This is a genomic window from Thalassospira sp. CA1 (assembly GCF_059052855.1).
In genome coordinates, this window is record NZ_JBZCIA010000001.1 from 311,117 (window position 1) to 334,275 (window position 23,159).

At 55.3% G+C, this 23,159-nt stretch carries 21 protein-coding genes and 1 riboswitch; of the genes, 5 read left to right on the forward strand and 16 right to left on the reverse strand.

The window, feature by feature from the left end; genetic code table 11:
• Positions 1–51: 51 nt before the first annotated feature.
• The 11 genes from AC5Q5A_RS01525 to iadA all read right to left on the reverse strand — a co-directional run bounded on the left by AC5Q5A_RS01525 (position 52) and on the right by iadA (position 12,450).
• Positions 52–1,836, reverse strand: a complete 1,785-nt coding sequence (locus tag AC5Q5A_RS01525) for an acyl-CoA dehydrogenase C-terminal domain-containing protein (protein ID WP_064780138.1) — start codon at positions 1,834–1,836, stop codon at positions 52–54.
• A gap of 22 nt (positions 1,837–1,858) precedes the next feature.
• Positions 1,859–4,183 (reverse strand): 3-hydroxyacyl-CoA dehydrogenase/enoyl-CoA hydratase family protein, encoded by a 2,325-nt coding sequence (locus tag AC5Q5A_RS01530; protein WP_493894091.1) that lies wholly within the window; start codon positions 4,181–4,183, stop codon positions 1,859–1,861.
• Complete coding sequence (locus tag AC5Q5A_RS01535) at positions 4,183–5,319, reverse strand: thiolase family protein (RefSeq protein WP_493894092.1); 1,137 nt, start codon at positions 5,317–5,319, stop codon at positions 4,183–4,185. The genes AC5Q5A_RS01530 and AC5Q5A_RS01535 overlap by 1 nt, the downstream gene beginning before the upstream one ends.
• Positions 5,320–5,364: 45 nt before the next feature.
• Entirely contained in the window at positions 5,365–5,769 is a 405-nt protein-coding gene (locus tag AC5Q5A_RS01540) for a MerR family transcriptional regulator (RefSeq protein WP_493894093.1), read from the reverse strand.
• A 104-nt stretch (positions 5,770–5,873) separates the two neighbouring features.
• Positions 5,874–7,565: a long-chain-fatty-acid--CoA ligase gene (locus AC5Q5A_RS01545; protein ID WP_493894094.1), complete on the reverse strand. Its 1,692-nt coding sequence runs from the start codon at positions 7,563–7,565 to the stop codon at positions 5,874–5,876.
• A gap of 95 nt (positions 7,566–7,660) precedes the next feature.
• Positions 7,661–8,971, reverse strand: coding sequence for an OmpP1/FadL family transporter (locus AC5Q5A_RS01550; RefSeq protein WP_063086512.1), 1,311 nt, complete (start codon positions 8,969–8,971; stop codon positions 7,661–7,663).
• Positions 8,972–9,025: 54 nt separating this feature from the next.
• Complete coding sequence (locus AC5Q5A_RS01555) at positions 9,026–9,601, reverse strand: DUF6134 family protein (protein ID WP_493894095.1); 576 nt, start codon at positions 9,599–9,601, stop codon at positions 9,026–9,028.
• 126 nt (positions 9,602–9,727) lie between these two features.
• Positions 9,728–10,024 (reverse strand): SCP2 sterol-binding domain-containing protein, encoded by a 297-nt coding sequence (locus tag AC5Q5A_RS01560; RefSeq protein ID WP_064787820.1) that lies wholly within the window; start codon positions 10,022–10,024, stop codon positions 9,728–9,730.
• Between the two features lie 236 nt (positions 10,025–10,260).
• Entirely contained in the window at positions 10,261–10,848 is a 588-nt protein-coding gene (locus AC5Q5A_RS01565) for an RT0821/Lpp0805 family surface protein (RefSeq protein WP_064780132.1), read from the reverse strand.
• Positions 10,845–11,078 carry a YMGG-like glycine zipper-containing protein gene (locus AC5Q5A_RS01570; RefSeq protein ID WP_008888617.1) on the reverse strand — a complete coding sequence of 78 codons (234 nt, stop codon included), beginning with the start codon at positions 11,076–11,078 and terminating at the stop codon, positions 10,845–10,847. Before AC5Q5A_RS01570 ends, AC5Q5A_RS01565 begins: the two co-directional genes overlap by 4 nt.
• A gap of 202 nt (positions 11,079–11,280) precedes the next feature.
• Entirely contained in the window at positions 11,281–12,450 is a 1,170-nt protein-coding gene (iadA, locus tag AC5Q5A_RS01575; protein WP_493894096.1) for a beta-aspartyl-peptidase, read from the reverse strand.
• Positions 12,451–12,609: 159 nt separating this feature from the next.
• Here iadA and AC5Q5A_RS01580 point away from each other — a divergent pair, with 159 nt between their 5' ends.
• Entirely contained in the window at positions 12,610–13,242 is a 633-nt protein-coding gene (locus tag AC5Q5A_RS01580) for a LysE family translocator (RefSeq protein ID WP_197146233.1), read from the forward strand.
• Between the two features lie 75 nt (positions 13,243–13,317).
• Complete coding sequence (locus tag AC5Q5A_RS01585) at positions 13,318–14,574, forward strand: CynX/NimT family MFS transporter (RefSeq protein ID WP_493894097.1); 1,257 nt, start codon at positions 13,318–13,320, stop codon at positions 14,572–14,574.
• A gap of 32 nt (positions 14,575–14,606) precedes the next feature.
• Here AC5Q5A_RS01585 and gcvA read toward each other — a convergent pair whose 3' ends face one another.
• Complete coding sequence (gcvA, locus tag AC5Q5A_RS01590) at positions 14,607–15,539, reverse strand: transcriptional regulator GcvA (RefSeq protein WP_493894098.1); 933 nt, start codon at positions 15,537–15,539, stop codon at positions 14,607–14,609.
• A 279-nt stretch (positions 15,540–15,818) separates the two neighbouring features.
• Here gcvA and AC5Q5A_RS01595 point away from each other — a divergent pair, with 279 nt between their 5' ends.
• The 3 genes from AC5Q5A_RS01595 to amaB are packed head-to-tail and all read left to right on the forward strand — an operon-like array spanning position 15,819 to position 19,914.
• Positions 15,819–17,006, forward strand: a complete 1,188-nt coding sequence (locus AC5Q5A_RS01595; protein WP_493894099.1) for an NAD(P)/FAD-dependent oxidoreductase — start codon at positions 15,819–15,821, stop codon at positions 17,004–17,006.
• 31 nt (positions 17,007–17,037) lie between these two features.
• The gene (locus AC5Q5A_RS01600) at positions 17,038–18,354 is read left to right on the forward strand and encodes an aspartate aminotransferase family protein (RefSeq protein ID WP_493894100.1); all 1,317 of its coding nucleotides are present in this window, start codon (positions 17,038–17,040) and stop codon (positions 18,352–18,354) included.
• A 60-nt stretch (positions 18,355–18,414) separates the two neighbouring features.
• Positions 18,415–19,914, forward strand: a complete 1,500-nt coding sequence (amaB, locus tag AC5Q5A_RS01605) for an L-piperidine-6-carboxylate dehydrogenase (protein ID WP_493894101.1) — start codon at positions 18,415–18,417, stop codon at positions 19,912–19,914.
• Positions 19,915–20,048: 134 nt separating this feature from the next.
• Here the strand turns inward: amaB and AC5Q5A_RS01610 are convergent, their stop codons facing one another.
• The 4 genes from AC5Q5A_RS01610 to thiM form a co-directional block, all read right to left on the reverse strand.
• Entirely contained in the window at positions 20,049–20,654 is a 606-nt protein-coding gene (locus AC5Q5A_RS01610; RefSeq protein WP_064780125.1) for a superoxide dismutase, read from the reverse strand.
• Between the two features lie 296 nt (positions 20,655–20,950).
• Positions 20,951–21,256: a hypothetical protein gene (locus tag AC5Q5A_RS01615; RefSeq protein WP_008888602.1), complete on the reverse strand. Its 306-nt coding sequence runs from the start codon at positions 21,254–21,256 to the stop codon at positions 20,951–20,953.
• Between the two features lie 179 nt (positions 21,257–21,435).
• On the reverse strand, positions 21,436–22,083 hold the full coding sequence (gene thiE / locus AC5Q5A_RS01620) for a thiamine phosphate synthase (protein ID WP_493894102.1): 648 nt from the start codon (positions 22,081–22,083) through the stop codon (positions 21,436–21,438).
• Positions 22,080–22,889, reverse strand: a complete 810-nt coding sequence (thiM, locus tag AC5Q5A_RS01625; protein ID WP_493894103.1) for a hydroxyethylthiazole kinase — start codon at positions 22,887–22,889, stop codon at positions 22,080–22,082. Before thiM ends, thiE begins: the two co-directional genes overlap by 4 nt.
• Before the next feature lie 70 nt (positions 22,890–22,959).
• A riboswitch (TPP riboswitch) is annotated at positions 22,960–23,066 on the reverse strand.
• Positions 23,067–23,159 lie beyond the last annotated feature (93 nt).

Sequence of the window (23,159 nt, forward strand, 5' to 3'; positions counted from 1 at the left end):
AGGCTCCGTGTCCGGGTGACAGGTCTTTATGCATGCGGCCCACAGCCATGATCAGAACAGCTCCTCGTCAAGTGCCATCATGGTCGTGGAACCAGACATGATCTGGCTGAACATGGCACCGGACTGAGGAAGGATACGTTCCATATAGAACTTCGCTGTGATCAGCTTGCCCTTATAGAACCCGTCTTCGTCATCGTCCTGTTTGGCGAGTGCGATTTCCGCCATGCGGGCCCACATGAAGCCGACAGCAACCAGACCGAACAGACGCAGGAATTCGGTTGCGGCAGCACCGGCTTCATCCGGGTTTTTCATGCCGCGCTGGGCAAGTTCGCCGGTAGCCTGTTGCAGGCGCATGAAGGCCTTGGCCAGTGGCTGAACATATTCACCAAGGTCGCCGTTCGAGACATTGGCTTCGATATATTCCTGAACCGGGTGGAAGAAACGACGCAGGAAACGACCAGCCTTGGTCGGCATCTTACGGCCAACAAGGTCAAGCGCCTGAATACCGTTCGTACCTTCATAAATCTGGGCGATACGGGCGTCACGAACATACTGTTCCATGCCCCATTCACGGATATAGCCGTGACCACCAAAGACCTGAACACCAAGGTTGGTGTTGTCAAAGCCCCAGTCGGTGAACAGCGCCTTGACGATCGGGGTCATCAGTTGAACGAACTCGTCAGCCTCTTCGCGTTTGACCGGATCTTCGTGGTGTTTGGCGGTATCAAGTGCGCGTGCCACCCACATGCCCATCGCCCGGCAACCTTCATTGGTGGCCTTCGCGGTCAGCAGCATGCGCCGCACATCAGGATGCACGATGATGGAATCTGCGGGCTGGTTCGGGGATTTCGCACCGGTCAGGGCGCGCCCCTGCAGGCGATCCTTGGCATAGGCCCGCGCACCCTGATAGGCCGCTTCGCCAAGGCCAAGACCCTGAATGCCAACCGAAAGGCGTTCCTGGTTCATCATGGTGAACATGGCGGGCATGCCCTGATGGGGTTCACCCACCAGATAACCGACCGCGCCATCAAAGTTCATGACACAGGTCGATGATGCCTTGATGCCCATCTTGTGTTCGATGGAACCGCATTTGACCGCGTTGCGATCGCCAAGTGATCCGTCATCACCGACCATGAATTTCGGGACAAGGAACAGCGAAATGCCCTTGGTGCCGCTTGGGGCGTCAGGCAGCTTGGCCAGAACCAGATGGATGATGTTTTCCGTCAGGTCATGTTCCCCGGCGGAGATAAAGATCTTGGTGCCGGAAATCGCATAGGACCCGTCATCAAGGGGTTCTGCCTTGGTCTTGATGATGCCAAGATCTGTACCGCAATGCGGTTCGGTAAGGCACATGGTCCCCGACCAGGTGCCTTCGACCATCTTGGGCAGGAATTTGTCCTTGAGTTCGTCCGATGCGTGGCTGTGTAGCGCCGCATAGGCGCCAAAGGACAGACCCGGATACATGCCAAAGGACAGGTTGGTCGAACAAATCATTTCCTCGACCAGGGCATTGATGGATTTCGGCGCGCCCTGACCGCCATATTTCGGGTCACAGGCAATCCCGGTCCAGCCGCCTTCGGCAAAGGTCTGGTAGGCTTCCTTGAAACCTTTGGGGGTTGTGACGACGCCGTCATCCCAAGCGCAGCCTTCCTCGTCGCCCGACCGGTTGATCGGGAACAGGACTTCTTCGCAGACTTTGGCGGCCTCTTCGAGAACCGCATCGACCACATCGGGTGTAAAATCCTCGCAACCGGGCATCTGATTGATATCGTTGAAATCAAACAGCTCGGTCAGGACGAAGCGCATGTCGCGCAGGGGTGCTTTATATTCAGCCATTTTACTTTTCCTCCCGGACCGGTCAGTTGCGCAGCGGCTTGCCGGTCAGCAGCATATGCTCAACCCGGGCCATGGTGCCTTCATTGCGGACCAGACGCATGAAGCCTTCGCGTTCCAGTTCAAGAATATCGTCTTCGGAAAGTTCCTCGGTCACGTCTGTATCGCCACCGGCCAGAACATTTGCCAATTCACCGGCGACCACCCGGTCGTAATCGGTGGCCTTGCCAAGACGGTGGAATCCATCGACCGCCATTTCAAAGGCAACCCGGGCGGCTTCGCCCGGCAGGCGATAGGTAAATTCTTCGGGTGCTTCGTAACCATCGACCATCGAAAGTGCGCGTTCCTTTGCATCGGCCAGCAAACGGTTGCGGTTCATGGTGATGCCGTCAGTTTCGCGGAAGAACAGGTTTTCCTTTGCCTCCATCGCCGATTTGGCAACGGTCGCGACCGAGATGATCTCAAACGCCTTGGCGCTTGGGGCCATCGGGCCTTTGACGAATTTGGGATTTTCCGCCCAGCGACGGATCATTTCCTTACACCCACCCCAGGCCGGGATCAGACCCACACCGGGTTCAACAAGCCCAATATAGGTTTCCCCGTGCGCCTGAACCGCATCACAATGCAGCAGAACTTCACAACCGCCACCAAGGGCGAGGCCACTTGGGGCACCGACGACCGGGAACGGCGAGTATTTAAGCGCCTTGTAGGTTTCCTGACCGGTTTCAACGAGGTTTTCGATCTCTGGCCAGGCAGCGATATTGGCGGCAAACAGCGCCAGACCGAGGTTTGCCCCGGCTGAGAAGTTGCTTGCTTCGTTATAGATCACCATCGCCTTGAACTGCTTTTTGACAGTCCGGATGGATGTCTTGATCGCGCCAAGCACATCGGCATCAAGCGCATTCATCTTGGTATGGAATTCAAGGCAGGCAACGCCATCACCGATATCCCAAAGCGATGCGGCGCGGTTGCCGGCAACCCGTTCGGATTTGCGTTTGATATCTTCAAGCAGGATGACGCCATCCGGGCGGGTGACCTTGGCATATTCGCCATCAAAGCCAAGGTAATAAAGATCACCATCCTTGACCTTGTAGAACGACTTGCCTGCGGCCTTTTTCAGCAATGCCGGGACTTCAACGCCGTCTTCTTCAAGCATCGAAATCAGGGCATCAACGCCAATGGCATCAATCAACTCAAACGGCCCAGTTTTCCAAGCATAACCCAGCTTCATCGCATCATCGACATCGACGATGGAATTCGCCGCCGCCTCGGCAATAAAGGCAGCATAGGCCAGCGTCTTGCCCATGACAGCGCGGCCATATTCGCCACCCTTGTCAGATGCTTCCATCATTTTGCGCGGATCTTTGCCAGCGGCCCGGACACTGCCCAAACGCGCCTTTTCGGATTTGGCGAATTCACCGGTTTGCAGATCCACCGATTCCTTGACCTTCTGACCACCTTCGCGGTTCAGGCGGTAAAAACCACCCTTGCCCTTGCGCCCGGTATAACCATCGGCAATCAGTTTGCTGACCAGCTCGCTTTCGCGATAGATCGCGTGGAACGGATCGGATTTATCAAGGAGTCCAGCCATGCTTGATTGCACATGGGGCATCAGATCAAGACCCACCAGATCCATCAGGCCAAAGACGCCGGTTTTGGGAATACCAAACGGACGGCCAATGACGCTGTCGGCTTCTTCGACCGTCAGTTTGCGGTCCATGGCCTCAACCATGGCGGCCTGAATCCAGTAGACGCCCAAACGGTTGGCGATAAAGCCCGGTTCGTCATGGCAGGTGACACAGGTTTTGCCCAGTTTGCGATCAGCAAAATCGGCAACTGCATCAATCACACCATCGCGGGTGACACCCGATCCAACCAGCTCCAGCAGGCGCATATAGCGCGGCGGGTTGAAGAAGTGGGTAATGATGAAGTCCTGTGCGAAGCTTTCATCCATCCCGTCAATCAGGGTGGCGAGCGGAATGGTCGAAGTGTTTGATGACACCACCGATCCCTTGGCACGGACCGCATCAATCTTGCGATACAGGTCCTGTTTGATATCAAGACGTTCAATGACGGCCTCGATCACCCAGTCACATTTGGCGATTTTATCAAGGTCATCCTCGATATTGCCGCACGTAATCAGCTTGGTGACCCGTTTGGACATGAACGGTGCAGGGTCGGTTTTCAGCATTTTGGCAACCGCGCCCTCGGCAACCGCATTACGGTTTTTGGCACCTTCGGGCACGATATCAAGCAGCAGGACGGGTGTCCCTGAGTTGGCGATATGGGCAGCGATCGCAGCCCCCATAACACCGGCGCCAATAACGGCGACCTGTTTAATGGTGGACATTACATCGCCTCCAGAATGGTCGCGATCCCCTGACCCCCGCCAATGCACTGGGATGCCAGCGCATATTTGCCGCCATCACGTTTCAGGATGCTTGCGGCCTTGCCAACGATACGCGCCCCGGTCGCACCCAGCGGGTGACCAATCGCCAAGGCACCACCATCAATATTGACCTTGGCACCATCCAGACCCAGATCGGAAATGCTTGCCATGGCCTGGGACGAAAAGGCTTCGTTGAGCTCGGTCACATCAATATCGGCCGAGGTCAGGCCCGCCCGCGAAAGCGCCTTTTTCGATGCGCCAATCGGGCCAATGCCCATGATTTCCGGAAGACAGCCATCAACTGCAACCGACTTGATACGTGCAATCGGTGTCAGGCCGTTTTTAGCGGCATAGTCTTCGGAGCAGACCAGAACAGCCGACGCACCATCGGTCAGCGGGGAAGAGGTCCCCGCGGTAACAACACCGTCCGCCTTGAAGGCTGGTTTGAGGTCAGCCAAGCCTTCGGCGGTTGTTTCTGCGCGGATGCAGCCATCTTCGGAAACAACACCATCCTTGGTCTGGATCGGGATGATTTCATCCGTGAATTTGCCAACAGCCTGCGCTGCGGCGGCACGCTTGTGACTTTCAACTGCAAAAGCTTCCTGATCGGCACGGGTCAGGCTGTATTTGGCAGCAACATTTTCGGCCGTATCGCCCATGCCCATATAGGCTTCGGGCATGACTTTATAAAGTTCCGGGTTGGGCAGGGGGTTAAAGCCCATCATCGGAACCCGGGTCATGCTTTCAACGCCGGCACAAATAAAGACATCGCCAGCCCCGATCGCAATTGCGCCAGCGGCCTGATGGATCGATTGCATGGACGATCCGCAGAAACGGTTGACCGTCACGCCACCAACAGAACGCGGCAGACCGGCGATAAAGGTGATCAGGCGGGCAACGTTCAAGCCCTGTTCGCCTTCCGGGAAGGCACAACCAAGGATCAGGTCCTCGATCGCGTTGGGATCAATGCCGGTCTTTTCGACCAGACCTTTGACGACCTGTGCCGCAAGGTCGTCAGCGCGGACCTTTGCAAGGGCCCCTTTGCGGGCCGGGGTAAAGGGCGACCGGACATATCCGGCAATTACGGCGTTGGTCATGGCTATGTCTTCCTTCCTGAGCTGTCCTCTGATCCGGGCAACTTGTTACGATACCGGATTGAGTCCCTTTTCTTTAAGTGCATCAACCGATTGCTGTTCGATATCACGCAGTTCATCCAAAGTGACGTCCAGTGCCTGACGCTGTTCTTCCAGGTCAGTAATTCGTTCCCGAACGCGTTCCAGCAGCATTTTGATCTGCTCTGCCTGGGTTGGGTCTGCGCCGTAAAGATCAAGGTAGTCCGCGATCTCTCTTAAGCTGAAGCCCAGTCGCTTGCCCCGCAAAATGAGGAGCAGTTTGGCGCGATCCTGTCGGGTATAGACCCGGGTGGTACCGGCACGCTGCGGGTTCAAAAGCCCCTTTTGCTCGTAAAACCGGATGGTGCGCGGCGTGATGCCAAGATCGTCGGCCAGTTCGGGAACGGTATAAAACCGTTCGTCAATTTTTGTCATTGTTCGCCCCTTATGGTATCTATTTTTCAGTATACGTCAATTAGTTTACGTTAACGTCACTTAAGTTTTTTCAGTGTGTGTATCGTGACGCCAACGCATTGCAACTAAACCGTATTTCTTTCCCTCTTTTGTCGTTCTTCCTCGACCAATTCCTTTTTCGACAGTTTGCCGACCATGGTTTTGGGAAGTTCTTCGCGAATTTCGATTTCGCGCGGCATTTCGATTCTTGAAATCTTGTCATCCAGAAATGCCCGCAGATCTTCGGCGGTCACATCGGTGACACCGTCTTTCAGGCGAACAAACGCCTTTGGCGCCTGACCACGATATTGATCGGGGATTCCGATGCAGGTGACCTCGGCAACCTTGTCATGCAGATAAAGTGCTTCTTCAATGGCACGCGGATAAACGTTGTAGCCGCTGCACAGGATGACGTCCTTCAGGCGATCAACCAGGAAGGTGTAGCCATCCTCATCCTGATAACCGACATCACCGGTCCGCAACCAACCATCGACAAATGTCTCGTTGGTGGCCGTTTCGTTTTGCCAGTAGCAAGGCATGACTTGCGGGCCGCGAATACAGACCTCACCCTTTTCGCCGAGCGCTACGACCGTATCAGGCCGATCCAGCGACCGGATTTCGATCTCGGTTCCGGGCAACGGTCGCCCGATCGAGCCTTCCTTGTTCTCACCCTTAAGCGGGTTGCAACTACAGACCGGGCTGGCTTCTGACAGGCCATATCCTTCAACCACCTTGGAGCCGGTAATCTCCTCAAACCGGTGTTTGACTTCTACCGGCAGCGGCGCACCGCCCGAAATGCAGCAACGGATGTGTGAGAGGTCGTATTTGAGTGTTTCCGGCGAATTGTTGATCGCCGTATAGATCGTCGGAACACCCGGGAAGATGGTGGCCTTTTTCTTGTCCAGCGCCTTGATCAGGGAACCCAACTCAAAGCGGGGCTGCAACACCATTTCCGCACCCAGATTAACCGAAGTGTTAAGCGCAACTGTCATGGCAAAGACATGGAAGAACGGCAAAACACACAGGGTCACTTCGTGGCCCGGTTTGGCGTCTGGCATCCAGCGGGTTAGCTGATCAACGTTTGCACTCAGATTTGCATGGGTCAGCATCGCACCCTTCGGGCGCCCGGTTGTGCCGCCGGTATATTGCAGAACCGCCAGATCGTTCACATCGATATCCACCACGCGATCAATCGGTTTGCATCCGATAACCCGCGAATAGGGGATATGACGCAGATCCGTCGGCACATCGGCCAGTTCGCTGCGCTTGAACAGCGAAAACAGAACGCTTTTAACTGGCGGCAAGATGCCGCTCATTTCGCAGACCACGATCCGCTTGAGGCAGGTTTCATCAAGGCATGCCGCGACCTTTGGATAGATCTGTTTGAGGTTCAGCGTCACCATCAGGCGACAGCCTGAATCTTCGATCTGATAGGCGATTTCGCGCTTGGCGTAGAGTGGATTGAAATTTACGACCACGCCGCCACATTTCAGGATCGCGTAATAGCAAACCACGTAATAGGGCGTATTGGGCAGACACAGCCCGACCTTGTCACCCTTGCGCACGCCAAGCTGTTTAAAGCCTTCGGCAGCACGGTCGATTTGCTCGGAAATGGTCTTGTAATCATAGACCCGACCGAGGAAATCCAGACAGGGGCGCAACGGAAACCGTGCCGCCGCTTTATCGAAAATCTCATGGACCGGGCAGGTTCTTACCGGCGAGCTAATATCAACGCCATCGCGCAGGATCGGGGATTCTTGGACGTTCACTTTGTTCACTTGCGTTAACTCCATTACGTTAACGTCACTTTGCGGGCAAAAAAGGGAGCCCGATGCGGTGCGCCATAGCACCTCGCATCGGACAGTATAGCAAATCAGAACTTGAAATTCGCCTGCAACGCGATGATGTCGACTTTGGCTTCGTAGTCGGCAGCATAATTACCAACGAGCGAAGACGCGTGATCTACGCGTGCTTCATCAGCAAAGATATGAGTATAACCCAGTGTCACATCAGCCCAATCAGCAGCCTTGTATGTTGCGCCAAATGAGACCCAGTATCGGTCTGAATCCGGCAAGCGCACATTGCGGTTACGGGTTTGGATCGGGGTCTCATCATAGGCCACGCCACCGGTAAACGACCATTTTTCGTCATACTGGTAACGTGCACCGAGGGCACCAAACCACGACGTTCCCCACTGATAATTTTCAGTTGTACTACCAGTGGCAGTCGAGGCGGAGTTAATCAGGCCGCTGTAGTTAAAGACTAGATCGCCAACTGAGTTCCAGTTGGTCCATTGCACGTCACCCATGACAGTCCACTTATCAGACAGGTCGTGAGAAATACCGAAAGCAATAGACTCCGGCGTGGTGATCTTGGCATTTGCATCTCGGTCCGTGTAGGGCGTGGCCAAGTTTTTTGCGGCATTGTCGAAGGTGATATCGCCTTTGAGTTTATGTTCAACCTCGGAGATATAAGAAAGACCAACACGGGTGGTTTTCGTGACTTCCCAGTTCATCCCGGCTGTCCAGCCGTAGCCGATGTCGTCGCCTTCAATCGTAGAGTTACCCTCTGCAACGGCGCCACCAAGCGACGGAACGGCTTTACTAAGGGCGGCCTCGAATCTTTGAACCTGCGGTCCCGCACCAATGCTCAGCCCATTGTCGAAACGATAGGCAACAACTGGTTTGATATTTACTGTCTTGATTTTTGATGTCGTACCAAAAAAGCGTCCGGCGAAATCTGAATCGTTGTCGGTCACGAGACCCCAAGGTGCCGTAATCGAAACACCGAGATTGATCTGATCGTTTAGCTTCCAGACAGCATGTGCGTTTGGTACCGCAGCATCCTGTGCCATATCCTTGTAGCCACCGCCGGTTTGTGCGATCACCGTTCGTGCGCCATTGGTTGCAACGGTGTTGGTCGCTTTCGCCACCGGGCGAATGACCGTAATACCTGCGCTATAGCTGGTTTCTTTGTACTGCCCAACTGTGCCTGGGTTGTAGGACATCGTCGATGCGTCGGTTGACAGTGTGGTCATGCCGGCAAAGCTTGAACCCTGAAGGGTGCCGCTGGTTTCACGGACTTGAAAACCGGACGCTTGCGCGGTGCCAACACTAGCGAGTGCGCATAGAAGTGCAGTACCCGAAGCTGCACCCCAAAGGCAGCTCTTCTTGAAGTAGGACATCTGTTTCTCCCTAATCTTTAAACGTTTCAAATCTTTGATTTAAAACGCCCGCTTTTATTGCTGAGGGTTTATCGCATCGACCCTGATAAAATCGATGTCGTAACCCTTCCTTTTAAAACTCGTTTTGAGTAGTTTGCCGTCGGTGCCGTACCAGAGGTGCCGTTCGACATCGCCAGACATTTCGTAATGGACTGCCGGCGTTTCCCGGCTTTCGACCATGACGCTTTCTTCGCCAACCCTTTGCGTGTGCACAGTGTAGGGTTCGGCATTGATGACACTAAAGAGATCGGTTTTACCCGTGACATCCTCATGCCACAGGGTCAGCGGCCAGGCCGCATCACAGGCGTCGCGTTTCACGACACCTTTGCCCGCCAGCGCATAACAATCTTCGTCATAGCTGGCCTGCCAGGTGTAGTGTGTGCCGTCATCATTGGTGGTGGTTTCGACCGAGACCAGCTTTCCGTCCTGCCATTGTTCGGTACGCTGATGGTCGTAATGGAACTTCAAAAACAAAACTCGCAAATCGGTCAGCGTTTTGATCGTCACGGTTTGACCGTTTGCTGTTGGCGCAATTTCGACGGTTTCATAACCTATCGGTTCCCCGTCCTTGAGGACGCGGAAATTGAGCATTTCCGATCCGGATGCCAGCGACGCGGTGGCATATTGAATCGTAAAGCCGGCAATCAGGGCCGATATGCTGCCTTTTGCGATGCGATTACGCATGTTTCCCTCGTCAAACAGACCATACCGACAAAGCTAGTCGAGCATCGATGACAGCTTTGCTGCCACACCCATGGAGCCCTTGATCTTCAGTTTGCCCATGGTAAAGGCAAGCATCGGGTCAAGCTTTCCGGCGATCAGCTTTTCGAGGTTGGCTTTCTTGATCTTGAGAATGCAATCGGCATCGGACGGATCATCATCACTGATTTCCGGCTCGTCGCCGGTGGCATCAATTACGATATGTCCATCATCGCCACAGTCGAAGGCGACGACAGCATTCAGACCGCGCAGTTGCGGCAGTTTTTCTTTTACGGTTTCGAGGATGTCATCCACGAACGCCTCCCTCAGTCAGCAGGTATTTTTGTTTTGATTATGACAGGACTGTAACGCAAAGTGACGTTAACGTAAAACAAATAACGGATGCGAGAGTATGGCCACCTTTAAGGCATTGAATTGAAATAATTTAAGATGCGCTACGTATCAGATAACGTACAAAAAAAAGCCCGGCATTGCCGGGCTTTTTGCGGGGCATGGCCCCAGATTGAAATATGCTTGGCGCGTTTTGGTTCTCAGGACACGATCTGCCAGGAACCATCAGGTTGACGGCATGCCGTACCAAAGGTTTTGTGCAGTTTTCCACCAATATTGGCGGTTGCACTATATTCACGGCAATAGCGTCCCTGGGCATTTTGCCAGCTACTGGTCGGAACAACATTATAGTTGCGGCCCGAATCGGGGTTCTGCCACCGGACGGCCTGCCCATCAGGGGCGCGCTGCAAGGCATAGCCGGTACAAGCCAGATCACCCTGATCAAGGCTCTGGCCAATCGAGTAGCCACTGAGCATGCCAAGAATGGCACCACCAATCATGGCCGCATCCCGGCCGCTTCCCTTGCCGATGGTTGAACCAAGAACCGCGCCTGTGCCACCACCAATGATGGCACCAACCACATCACGGTTACAGCGCAGGAAACCACCGTCGGCGACAAAAAGCTCGTTACCGTGGGGGCTATAATTGCGTTTGTGCCCTTTGTGCTGCTTGGCACGATAGCCATGGGCAGGTGCCCATGACGGCGGATCGGCCTTAACGGGCGCAGGTGCAGCGAAAGGCAGGGTCAGGCCAAATGCAGCGACCAGAAGAATGATCCGTTTCATCATTTCCGGGCCTTCTCATTCTCGTGCATGATATAGCCCGCACCGGTACCCACCGCGCCGCCAATTACCGCGCCACAGGTAACACAGCCACCGGTGATCACGGTGCCAACAGCACCCACACCGGCGCCAATCGCGCCGCCACTCAGCATTTTCTGGTCCCGGTCATTCAATCCGCTACAAGCCGAAAGCCCCAATGCGCTTGCAACGGCCAAAATCATGGCTGTCTGTCGCATCTCTCGTGTCCTTTCCAAGGTTTTTGGGCACAAGTCATTCATGGACCTGTGTCTGATCGCAAAGCTTGCCGGGGAAATAGGCACGAGGTTTGGCCGCATTGGGGGCTATTTGGGGCAGATATGACGACAAAAAGGCACCAAATCCGCAAATTATTGGTTTCTGGTGCCTTTTTACCTGCCGTAATCCGGTCCAAAGACCAAATTAATCCTCAAAAGTACCGCGGAGCAGTCGTTCCTTGGCAATCATGGCCGGTTTTCCGCGTGCAATGACGCTATCGGGGGTTGAAGCATCATCGAAAACCAGGATATCGGCATCATAACCGACCTTGAGCTGGCCTTTATGTGCCGCAAGGCCCAGCATGCGTGCCGGATTGATCGTAATCGGGGCCAAGGCGATCGGGATATCAAGCTTTTCGACTTCGATCAGATCGGCAAATTCGCGCGGTACGGTTTCAAAGCCAGCCACCCAAAGCCCGATCATATTGCCATCGGAATCAAAATCCGGCAGTGACCCGTTGCCATCCGATGTCATTGAAATGCGATCCAGCGCAACGCCATCGGCCAGGCATTCGGCAATGCTGGTCGATGTTTTGGTAGCCCCCTTGGGATCGGCTTCGGCATCAATCCCGGTGGTGAAATCGATATTGCCGCCACACTTTGCCCAGAGCTTGGCGGCATCAAGCAAGGCGCGCTTGCGGTTGACGTGGGTCGGGATGAACTGGCCGATCGGGATTTCGGTCTGCTCGATCACAGCAATCAGGGGATCAAAGTGCCCGTCACCATCGCCCAGATGAACCACAACCGATCCGGCCTTGCCTGATGTCATGCCGCCAATGCGCGATTGGGATGCGATGCGGGCCAGCTCCTCAACCGTGCTTTGGCTGCTACGGTGATCTGAAATCGCTGTTTTCAAACCGATACAGGCATCCAGAAACGTCACGTCATCACCGATATTGCCGGTCAGGGTTGGTGACGGCAAGCGATAACCACCTGTGAAGAACCAGGCAGAAATGCCTTCGGTTCGAAGCGCCTTGGTCTTGGCATACAGCGACGCAATGTGGCGGGTTGCGGCGTCTGTGCCCAACAATCCACAAACGGATGTGATGCCAGCTTCGATCAGTTTGCCAACCGCAACTTCAGGCGTGCGCGTGGCAAATCCGCCTTCGCCACCGCCCCCGATCAGATGGACATGTCCGTCGATAAAGCCTGGTACGGTCATCTTGCCGCCAAGGTCGATGGTCTTGATTTCGGCCGGAACAGAAACCACCAGATCCGGCGCAATGGCGACGATTTTCTCGTCACAGATCAGGATATCGTTGATGCCAAGCGGCGTCGGGGCGAAGACGTTGGCATTCTTGAGCAACAGAAACATGTTTTAAAACCGTATTTTACGAAATGCTGTGTTCAGGTGGCAGGTTGGCGCGGATGCGCATCATAGCGACAGTTCATTTCCGTTGAAACGGTTCTGGCAAGCAGATAGCTTTCGATAAAACCAAGCGGGACTAAACCTGCGTCACCCAAAGGAAACGTTATGAGCTTCGCCGCCTGGTTGTCGGTTGCAACCATCTGTGTACTTGGCGCAATGACACCGGGTCCAAGTCTGGCCGTTGTATTGCGCTATTCTGTTGGTCATTCCCGCCAGGCCGGATTTGCCTGCGCCTTGGCGCATGCACTGGGTATCGGCTTTTATGCTGTGATCACCATGACCGGACTTGGCATTCTGTTTCAGACGGTACCGGTCTTTCACAATGCGGTCAGTATCCTTGGTGCGCTTTATCTGATCTGGCTTGCAATCAAGGCGTGGCGGGGTTCCAAGGCGGGTGCGAAGTTTGATGTCGATAGTGCAGGCAAGGTATCAGGATCGATCCTGCAGGCCGCCCGCGACGGGTTCATGATTGCGTTTCTCAATCCCAAGATCGCCCTGTTTTTCCTGGCCCTTTTCAGCCAGTTTGTTTCGCCCGAGTTTGAATGGGGCGGCAAGTTCCTTCTGGCGTTCACCGCCGCTGTAATCGACGGGGCGTGGTATTGCCTTGTCGCCGTTGGATTGTCGCACGGGGCGGTGTTGCCATGGTTGCGCGATCACGCTGCCTGGATTGAGCGGATCATTGCCATCCTGTTTGTGCTGGTTGCGCTCCGGGTATTGTGGGGTGTTGTTGCGGTCTGAAAGCCCGATTTTTGAATTTATGCTCACCTAAATTTCTGTCCGCGCCACCATCGCGACACAACATGGATCATCCAGATGACTGACAAGACGGCCCCACACACCAATCCTTCCGAGAAGACAACGCCGGGAAAGAATGCGGCATCTAATGCCGGGCGTGGCTTCCATCATTTGGGGGCGCATATCGGATTTTTGCTGGCGATCTTGCTTTTGGCGGCGAACATGCGCGGCAGCATTGTCGGTTTGGGGCCGTTGGCGGAAATCATTGGTACAGATCTGTCGCTTTCAGGGACCCAGCTTGGTTTGTTGACAACGCTGCCAGTGCTGAGCTTTGGCGTGCTTTCAATGTTTGCACCGCGTCTGGGGCAGAAATTCGGTCTCGAAGCGACCCTGCTGACGATGTTGCTGTTCATCGCCATCGGGCAGGGGCTTCGCGCGAGCGGGGCCTATGACATCATGGTGGTCGGGACCATCATTTTGGGGGCGGCAATTGCGGTTCTGAATGTTTTGACCCCATCACTGGTACGGCGCAGTTTTCCGACCCATGTGGCATTGGTGACTGCCCTTTACACCTTTACCATGTCCAGTGGCGCGACGACTGCGGCATTTGTTTCGATCCCGATCCGAAATGCGGCGGACGGCGATTGGCGCTGGTCGCTTGGTGTTTGGGCGGTGTTTGCCGCGATTGCCTTTGTCTGCTGGCTGCCGATGTTGCGTTATCGCCATGTCGGAGCGGCGCCGACACCGGTTGCGCGTATTTCGCTTTGGAAAAATGTCGAAGCCTGGTGGCTGGCGCTGTTCTTTGGTTGTCAGTCGCTGATGTTCTATACCGGCACGGCCTGGGTCGCCAAAGTGTTCATTGATCACGGCATTTCCGAGGCCGAAGCCGCGACCCTTCTGACCCTGTTTAACGTATTTGGCATTCCGGCCGCCTTTGGTGCGCCGCTGATTTATTCGAGGATTGCCAACAAGAAACTGGCGATGCTGGTGCTGCATATTCCGTTGATTATCGCCATTCCGGGCTTCGTCTTTGCCACCACCGAATTGCCGTATGTCTGGGCAGTATGCATGGGGCTTGGACAAGGCAGCATGATCAGTATTGCCCTGACCCTTGTCGGCATGCGCGGAGCAGATCCGCAAACGTCGGCACGACTGTCGGGCATGGCGCAATCGGTGGGCTATCTGTTTGCGGCCATTGGGCCAGTTTTGTTCGGGGCCTTGCATGACCTTCTGGGCGACTGGCAAGTGGCACTCTACTTCCTGTTTGTTGTTGTGGCGGTGCAACTTTGTGCAGCGATGCGTGCAGGATCGTCCGCAAAGATTGGCGCGGACTAGGTCGCCAACCGTTTAACTAAATTCGGTAAGGGTCAGGCAGCGGTGCCCGACGGGATGGCACGGTCATCCTGTTCGGTGCGACAGGTCGCAATCAGCCAGTCGCGAAATGCGCGGACTGCAAAGTTGTTTTCCTTTTCCTTGGGATAAACCACGTAATAGGCGTGCTGGTTGGGGATCGACACATCAAACGGTGCGACCAGACGCCCGTTTTCAAGTTCTTCACGCACCAGAAATTCCGGCAAAAGTGCCAGTCCAAGTCCCGCCACAGCGGCCTGAATGACCATATGGAAATGCTCAAACCGGGGGCCAGCCAGTTCATCGACCACGGCAACGCCGGTGGCCGCCAGCCAGTCCTGCCATGCACGCGGGCGGGTGGAATGCTGCAACAAAGTACAGTTGCGCACGCGTTCGCGGGCAATCGGCAGATCGTCATTTTCCTTAAGCAGCTTGGGCGCACAGACTGCAATCAAGGTTTCCCCCATCAAACGGTGCGTCACGCAGCCCGGCAGGTTGTCTTCACCAAAGTGAATGGCAATATCAATACCTTCGCGGTCGAAATTAAATTCCCGCGTCTGGGTAATGAGATTGAGCTGAATGTCCGGCCAGGTTGCCTTGAAATCACCAAGGCGCGGAACAAGCCAGCGCGCGCCAAAGGTTGGTAGCGTCCCGACATTAAGCATCCCGCCCGCATCGGAATAAGCCATGACCTGAAGTGTGGCGGCCTCTGCCCGATCGAGAAGGTCACGGACCTGTGCGGCATAGGCTTCACCTGCCGCGGTCAGTTTCAGGCGTTTCATCACGCGGCGAAAAAGATCCCGTCCGAGATATTCCTCAAGCGCACGGATCTGACGGCTGATTGCGCTTTGCGTGACATTCAGTTCCTCTGCCGCGCGGGTGAAAGACAGATGACGGGCCGAACTTTCAAAGAATTGCAGGGCGGTAAGGGATGGCAGGACGCGACGCATGGCAAAACCAGTTCATAACAAAACGGAATGATATGGTGCGAATATATCGTTTGTTTGCTTTGCAGCCAAGGCGTACGGTTTTAAACGGTTCAAAGCCTCCTCGCGCCACCCCAAGAAGCGTTTGGGCTGAAAGCCAACCGCGCTGGAATGCTGTTACTTTGGAATGTTTTGGAAGGATGGCTCCCCCTTCATTCGGGTAACGGTTTCCAGCGCACCACCGCAAAATGCCGGTTCATCAATGGCCGGAAAGTAACAATTTGCATCGGGTAGAAGGCAAGAATGGGTTCTGTTGACGAAAATTATGATGTGATCATCGTCGGTGGGGCGGTTATCGGCAGTTCCATCGCATGGCATTTGACGGGCCGTGATGATTTCAAGGGCCGGGTTCTGGTGATCGAGAAAGACTCGACCTACGAGTTCTGCTCGACTGCACTTTCGGCGGCCTCAATCCGTCAGCAATTCTCGACCCCGATCAATATTGAAATGTCAGCCTATGGCATTCAGTTCCTGCGTAATCTGAACCGCGACCTTGATCCCGACGTCGACATTGCCCTGCATGAAAAGGGCTATCTTATTCTGGCAACCGATCAGGGCCGCGATATCCTGCGTCAGAACCATGCGACGCAAACCGAGTTTGGCGGTGACATTATCTGGATGGAGCCCGATGATTTGGCCGCGAAATACCCGTGGATGAACACATCCGATCTGGCGGCTGGTTGCTGGGGACGCACTGGCGAAGGCTGGTTTGATGCCTATTGCCTGATGCAGTCATTTCGCAAACAGGCACGTCGCCGTGGTGCTGATTACATTGACGGCGAAGTCGTCGAGGTACTGCGTGATGGTGATCAGGTTACGGGTGTGGTTCTTAAGGACGGTCGTCGTTTTGGCTGTGGCCAGCTTGTCAATGCGGCGGGCACCGGCGGATCAAAGGTCGCCCGGATGGCCGGCCTTGAAATTCCGGTCGAGCCACGCAAACGCTGCATCTTTGTATTCAATTGCCGGGACGCGGAAGACATCAACGCGTCCTGCCCGATGCTGATTGACCCAAGCGGACTTTATGTCCGCCCCGAAGGCGAGTTCTTTATTACCGGCATTGCCCCGACCAAGGATCGCGATCCGGAATGCTGGGATTTCGACGTCGATCACAGCCTGTTTGACGACATCATCTGGCCCGGCCTGTATGAGCGGTGTGAACGGTTTGAGGCGATCAAGGTCGTCAATGCCTGGGCGGGTCATTATTCCTATAACCTGCTCGATCAGAACGCGATTTTGGGCCGTCACACGGACGTTAAGAACTTTATCTTTGCCAACGGGTTCTCGGGTCATGGCCTGCAACAAAGCCCGGCGGTCGGTCGTGGTATTGCTGAACTGATCGCAACAAACGGCTATGAAACCCTTGATCTGTCGGTGTTTGGCTATGAACGCATTCGCGACAACGCGCCGGTGCTTGAACTGAACGTCATTTAAATCATCAACAAAAAGGTCGGAGCAGCCCCACATGCCCCGTGACGAAAACACCAAACCAGCCCAGGACAGCACGCAGATGCGCGACCGCGCAATCGCGTCGGTATCGGCAGGGGTGCGCAATGTGCATCCGGTCTATCTTGATCGCGCGCTCAATGCCGAGGCATGGGATGTCGAAGGCAAACGCTATATCGATTTTATTGGCGGGATCGGTGTTTTGACTGTCGGGCATCGCAATCCGGTGGTGATGGACCGCGTTGCCGCCCAGTGCGAACGCTTTACCCACAGCTGCTATAACGCGTTGCCGCACGAACCCTATGTCGCGGTGACCGAATGGCTGGCGGCGAGCTGCCCGATTGAAGGTCCGGCAAAATCGATGCTGACCAATTCCGGGGCAGAGGCGATGGAAAATGCGTTGAAGCTTGCGCGCGCCTTTACCGGCCGCACCGGCGTAATCGCCTTTGAGGGCGGCTTCCATGGCAGGACGCTTGCGACCCTTGCGCTGACGGGTAAAACCAAACCCTATAAAACCGGACTTGGTCCGTTGCCGGGGCCTGTATGGCATCTGCCATATCCTTGCCCCGAAACCGGTGTATCTGTTGATGATGCGATGGCCGCCATCGCCAAGCTGTTTGCCGTTTCCGCCGATCCGGCATCGGTCGGGGCGGTGGTGATCGAACCCGTTCAGGGCGAAGGCGGTTTTCGTGCGGCGGATGGCGCGTTTCTTGTCGCCCTGCGCCGCCTGTGTGATGAAAACGGCATGGTATTGATTGCCGATGAAATCCAGTCGGGCTTTGCCAGAACCGGCAAGCTGTTTGCCATTGAGCATGCCGGTGTTGCGCCCGATATCCTTGTTATGGGCAAGGGCATTGGCGGGGGCTTTCCGCTGGCCGCCATCACCGGTGCCGAGGATGTCATGAATGCGTTGGCCCCGGGCGGGCTTGGCGGTACTTATTCCGGCAATCCTGTGGCGTGTGCGGCAGCGACCGGCGTGTTTGAGGTTCTGGAAACCGACAAGCTGACCGCCCGTGCCAAACAGCTTGGTGAAAAATACGCCACCCATATCGCATGGTTGCGCGATCTGCCCGGCGGGCATGTGATCGGCAACATGCGCGGGATTGGCGCTATGCGTGCCTTTGAATTGATTGCAGATGACGGCAAACCGTCACCCGAACGTCTGCAATGCTTGTTGCAACTGGCCCGTGATAACGGGCTATTGTTAATGCCAAGTGGTGAGCACGCCAATGTGGTGCGCCTGCTGGCACCTTTGACCATTCCGTTTGATCAGGTTGATGAGGCCTTTGCCATCATCGCCAAACTGCTGCCCAAGGTGGCGGATATCAGGGATTGAACAGAGATCGAATTTGCCGGTGATCCGCGCCGGAAAGTTTAAAACGAAGGGAGTTTTACTGTGAGCTACAAATCCATTCTGACCGAACTTGGTCTGTCCGAAGCAGAGATTGCCAATGGCCCCCTCAGTGTCCAGACCCCGGTTGACGGTTCGGAATTCGCAAGTGTCACCGAAACCACCCCGGCCGAGATGACCGATGTTATCGGCAATGCCAAAAAGGCATTTGGCGCATGGCGTCAGGTTCCTGGTCCGCGTCGTGGCGAACTGGTCCGTCTTCTGGGTGAAGAACTGCGCGCGGCCAAGGAACCGCTGGGCCGTCTTGTGTCGCTTGAATGCGGCAAGATCTATCAGGAAGGTCTTGGCGAAGTGCAGGAAATGATCGACATCTGCGACTTCGCAGTTGGTCTGTCGCGCCAGCTTTACGGTCTGACCATCGCGTCCGAACGCCCGGGCCACAAAATGATGGAAAACTGGCATCCACTGGGTGTTGTTGGCCTGATCACCGCCTTTAACTTCCCGGTTGCGCCGTGGGCATGGAACACAGCGCTTGCACTGGCTTGCGGCAACGCCGTGATCTGGAAACCGTCGGAAAAGACCCCGGTTACTGCCCTTGCCTGCCAGAAGATCCTGGAAAAGGCGATTGCCAAATTCGGTGATGCACCGGCTAACCTGCATCAGGTCGTTGTGGGTGATCGTGAAATCGGTGAAATCATGACCGACAGCCGCGACGTCGCGCTGATTTCAGCCACCGGTTCGACCCGCATGGGCCGCGAAGTTGCCCCGCGTGTTGCGCAGCGCTTTGGCCGTACCATTCTTGAACTTGGTGGGAACAACGCCATGATCGTTACCCCGTCGGCGGATCTGGATATGACCGTTCGTGCGGTTGTGTTCTCCGCTGTTGGTACCTGTGGTCAACGTTGCACGTCGCTTCGTCGCCTGATCGTTCACAAGGACGTCAAGGATCAGTTGCTGCCGAAAATCATTGCGGCTTACAAATCGGTGAAGATTGGCGATCCACTGGCCGATGGTGTTCTGGTTGGTCCGCTGATCGACGAGGAAGCCTTTACCAACATGCAGGCCGCGCTTACCAATGCCAAGAAAGACGGCGGGACCGTGCATGGCGGCGAACGTACCCTGGAATCGGAATACCCGAACGCGTTCTATGTCACCCCGTCAGTGGTTGAAATGCCGGGCCAGACCGAGACCGTCCGCCACGAGACCTTCGCACCGATCCTGTATGTTATGACCTACGAGAACCTTGAAGAAGCCATCGCGCTTCAGAATGACGTCCCGCAGGGCCTGTCATCCTGCATCTTCTCGACAGATCTGCGTGAAACCGAACTGTTCCTGTCCTCGGTTGGTTCCGATTGCGGTATCGCCAACGTCAATATCGGCCCGTCCGGTGCGGAAATCGGTGGTGCCTTCGGTGGTGAAAAAGAAACCGGTGGCGGTCGTGAATCCGGTTCGGACGCATGGAAAGGTTATATGCGCCGCGCAACCAACACCATCAACTACTCCCGCGAGCTGCCGCTGGCTCAGGGCATCAAATTCGACATCTGATCACACGTCTGATTATGTTCGATCCAAACCCCGCCGGTTTGCCGGCGGGGTTTTTCATTGTTTGTATTGCGCGCACAAAAAAGCGGCCCCCGAAGGAGCCGCTTTTTGTAATTCAGTCTCAAAGCGTCGGCTGATTAGCCAGCTTTGGAGAAACGCTCTGCAACATATTCCCAGTTCACCAGGTCGTTGAGGAACGCCTTGATGTAGTCCGGGCGACGGTTGCGGTAATCGATGTAGTAGGAGTGTTCCCAAACATCGCAACCCAGAAGCGGGGTCATGCCGTGAACCAGCGGGTTTTCAGCGTTCGGGGTGCCCGAAACGACCAGTTTGCCCGACTTGTTCATCGACAGCCATGCCCAGCCGGAACCGAACTGGCCAACACCGGCGGTGGTGAACGCTTCTTTGAAAGCATCAACCGAGCCGAAGTCTTCGACGATTTTCTTTTCGAGTTCGCCCGGGATGTTGCCACCGCCATTCGGCTTCATCATGTTCCAGAACTCGATGTGGTTCCAGTGCTGACCGACCTGGTTGAACAGCTTGGCCTTGTCCTTGTCGCCATAGGTCGCAACAACGAGTTCCTCAAGCGACTTGCCTTCAAGACCGCTGCCTTCGAGCAGTTTGTTGCCGGTTTCGACATAAGCATTGTGGTGCTTGTCGTGGTGGAACTCGAGGGTTTCAGCCGACATATACGGGTCAAGCGCGTCGTATGCGTACGGAAGTGCTGGGAGTTCAAGTGCCATGATACAGTTCCTCGACTTTCATTATTAATCTGTGCGGTAACGCAACATATCCCTTTTTGGGCCGTCGATAAAAGTGAAAATCCCGTGCAACATCTTGGAAACCTTTGTTGCCGGGACGACTGGCGCGTCCGGGTCGTTACCCGTGCTACTTTATCTAGCACGCACGAGCGTTTATGCAACGCATCGCCACATTACCTTTGAATGGTTCGATATATGATGAACATTCAGGCCATCAAAACGTTCCCGGATTTTCCGGAAAAATTTGAACGGTTTGGATCGTGGGGCAGGCGGAATGCCTACTCTTTGTAGAGTCCTACCATCTTCTGGCTTTCGTCGCCATTTGTCAGTGTGACATCGTAGTCCCCGCGTTCAAGCGACGAGATGTCAATCTTGCACGGGAACCGCACGCAATCACGCCTGATGGCGATGGTGCCATCCGGGTGGCGCAGCGTCACTTCACCCCGAACCATTTCGGAATGGATGGTAACGCTGTCGGTGGTCGGTTTGGGTGCGACCTTGATTGCAGCCAGCCCGGCTGTCGTGATCGTCATAAGCCCAATCAGGGCAATGGCAACCGGCTTACTACGCAGAGATCTCAGCATGGCTTCCTCGCGCGGTTGTTCTTGGTTGATGCCTGATAACTTGCGCTACGAAGCCGAAAAATTAACGGCGCAAATGGGGCATTTCCGTGCCGGTCATTGTTATTTGGGCGCAACAGCCATGCGTTTTGCGCCCTATAACAGCCCTGATCATTGCAGATCGGAACCGCGAAAGCCCAAGGTTACTGCGACAGATAGGCCCGCGTTGATTTAAGTTTTTTAGCGATATATGCGGTGGCCTGTTCGGGATCAGTCTGCCCACAAATCGCCGAGACAACGGCAATGCCGTTCGCACCGCTTTCAAGCGCCGGCAGGGCGTGTTCACCCTTAAGCCCTCCAATCGCAACCGATGGCAGGCCGACCATCCGCACCAGTTTTTCAAGCCCGTCAAATCCGATTGCCGGTTTATGGTCGGGCTTGGTCGCGGTGGCAAATATCGGGCCGATGCCGACATAATCGACAATCGTGCGGTCCACCTTTTGCGCGACGTCTTCGCTTTCAATCGAAAGGCCGATGATCTTGTCCGGGCCAAGGCGGTCGCGGGCAATCTGCGAAGGCAGATCATCCTGACCGATATGCAGGCCATGTGCGCCAATGGCAATGGCGGCATCAATATCGTCATTCACGATCAGTGGCACGTTTGTGCCTTCCATCGCCTTCATCAATTCCCGACCAACGCGAATGAGGCCCTCGGTCCCGGCCTTTTTATCGCGAAGTTGAATGAGGGTGGCACCGCCTGCAATCGCGGCCATCGTGGTTTCCACCATCGAATGATCGCGACAGAGATCGGGATCAAGTACGAGATAAAGCGACAGATCAAACGACTTCATAGAACATTGATCCGAAGTTTTTTGGCATAGGTCGCGCCATCAAGGTGATGCAGGCCATCGATAAAGGCTGTCATGAAGGAAGCCGGGCCGTTTGCTGTTTTGGCAGCAATTTCACCGGCCACGGCAAAATTGCTAAGGGCGGCAACGGTGGCTTCAAACGCCTGATCCGGTGCAACCGCAAGATAGGCACCAACAAGCGCCGTCAGCGAACAACCTGTGGCGGTGACTTTCGGCATCAGGTCCGATCCACCGGCAATGCGCACGGATCGTTTGCCATCGGTGACAAAATCAACCTCGCCGGTGACGGCAACAATGGCACCTTGTACGATGGCAAGGCCGCGTGCGGCTTCTTCGGCCTGCTCAACCGGATCGCCGCTATCGACACCCTGACCGGCACTTTGACCGCCGCCAAGCGCAATGACTTCCGATGCGTTGCCGCGAATGACGGTGGGTTTGAGTTTCAAAAGCGCTGCCACGGTCTCGCGGCGATACCCGGTGGCAAAATGCGCCACCGGATCAAGTACCCAGGGCTTGCCAGCTTTATTGGCCGCCTTGGCCGCGGCAATCATGCCTTCGATCCAGTTGGGCGAAAGGGTGCCGATATTGACCGTCAGCGCACCGGCAATCGCGGCAAACTCACCGGATTCATCTGGTGTGTGAACCATCGCGGGTGAGGCGCCAGCGGCTAGTAAAACATTGGCGGCATAGTTCATCGCAACATAGTTGGTGATGCACTGGACCAACGGATTGGTCGCGCGCATGCGTTCAAAAAGATCGGTCGCGGTCTGGGAAATTTCGGTCGTCATGTCGAGGCTCCAATGCAGAAACTTTGCGTTTGGAGACCCAGTTCGAAGTCGGAAAGATGGAGAACGTCGTGATCCGCGTTCGCACCGTCCCTACGCCAGTATGAACTGGATCAGGTTCAAAGGGTCACTGCGCGGCAGTTTCTCAGCCCCCTTATCGGGGCTCCCCTTGGTGAGTGCTCAACATGGGTTTTAAACCGTCTTCTGTCAATTCATCCGATCGGCATGATTGGGCAAAAGAAAAACGGCGGGATTGGTATGTGCCATCCCGCC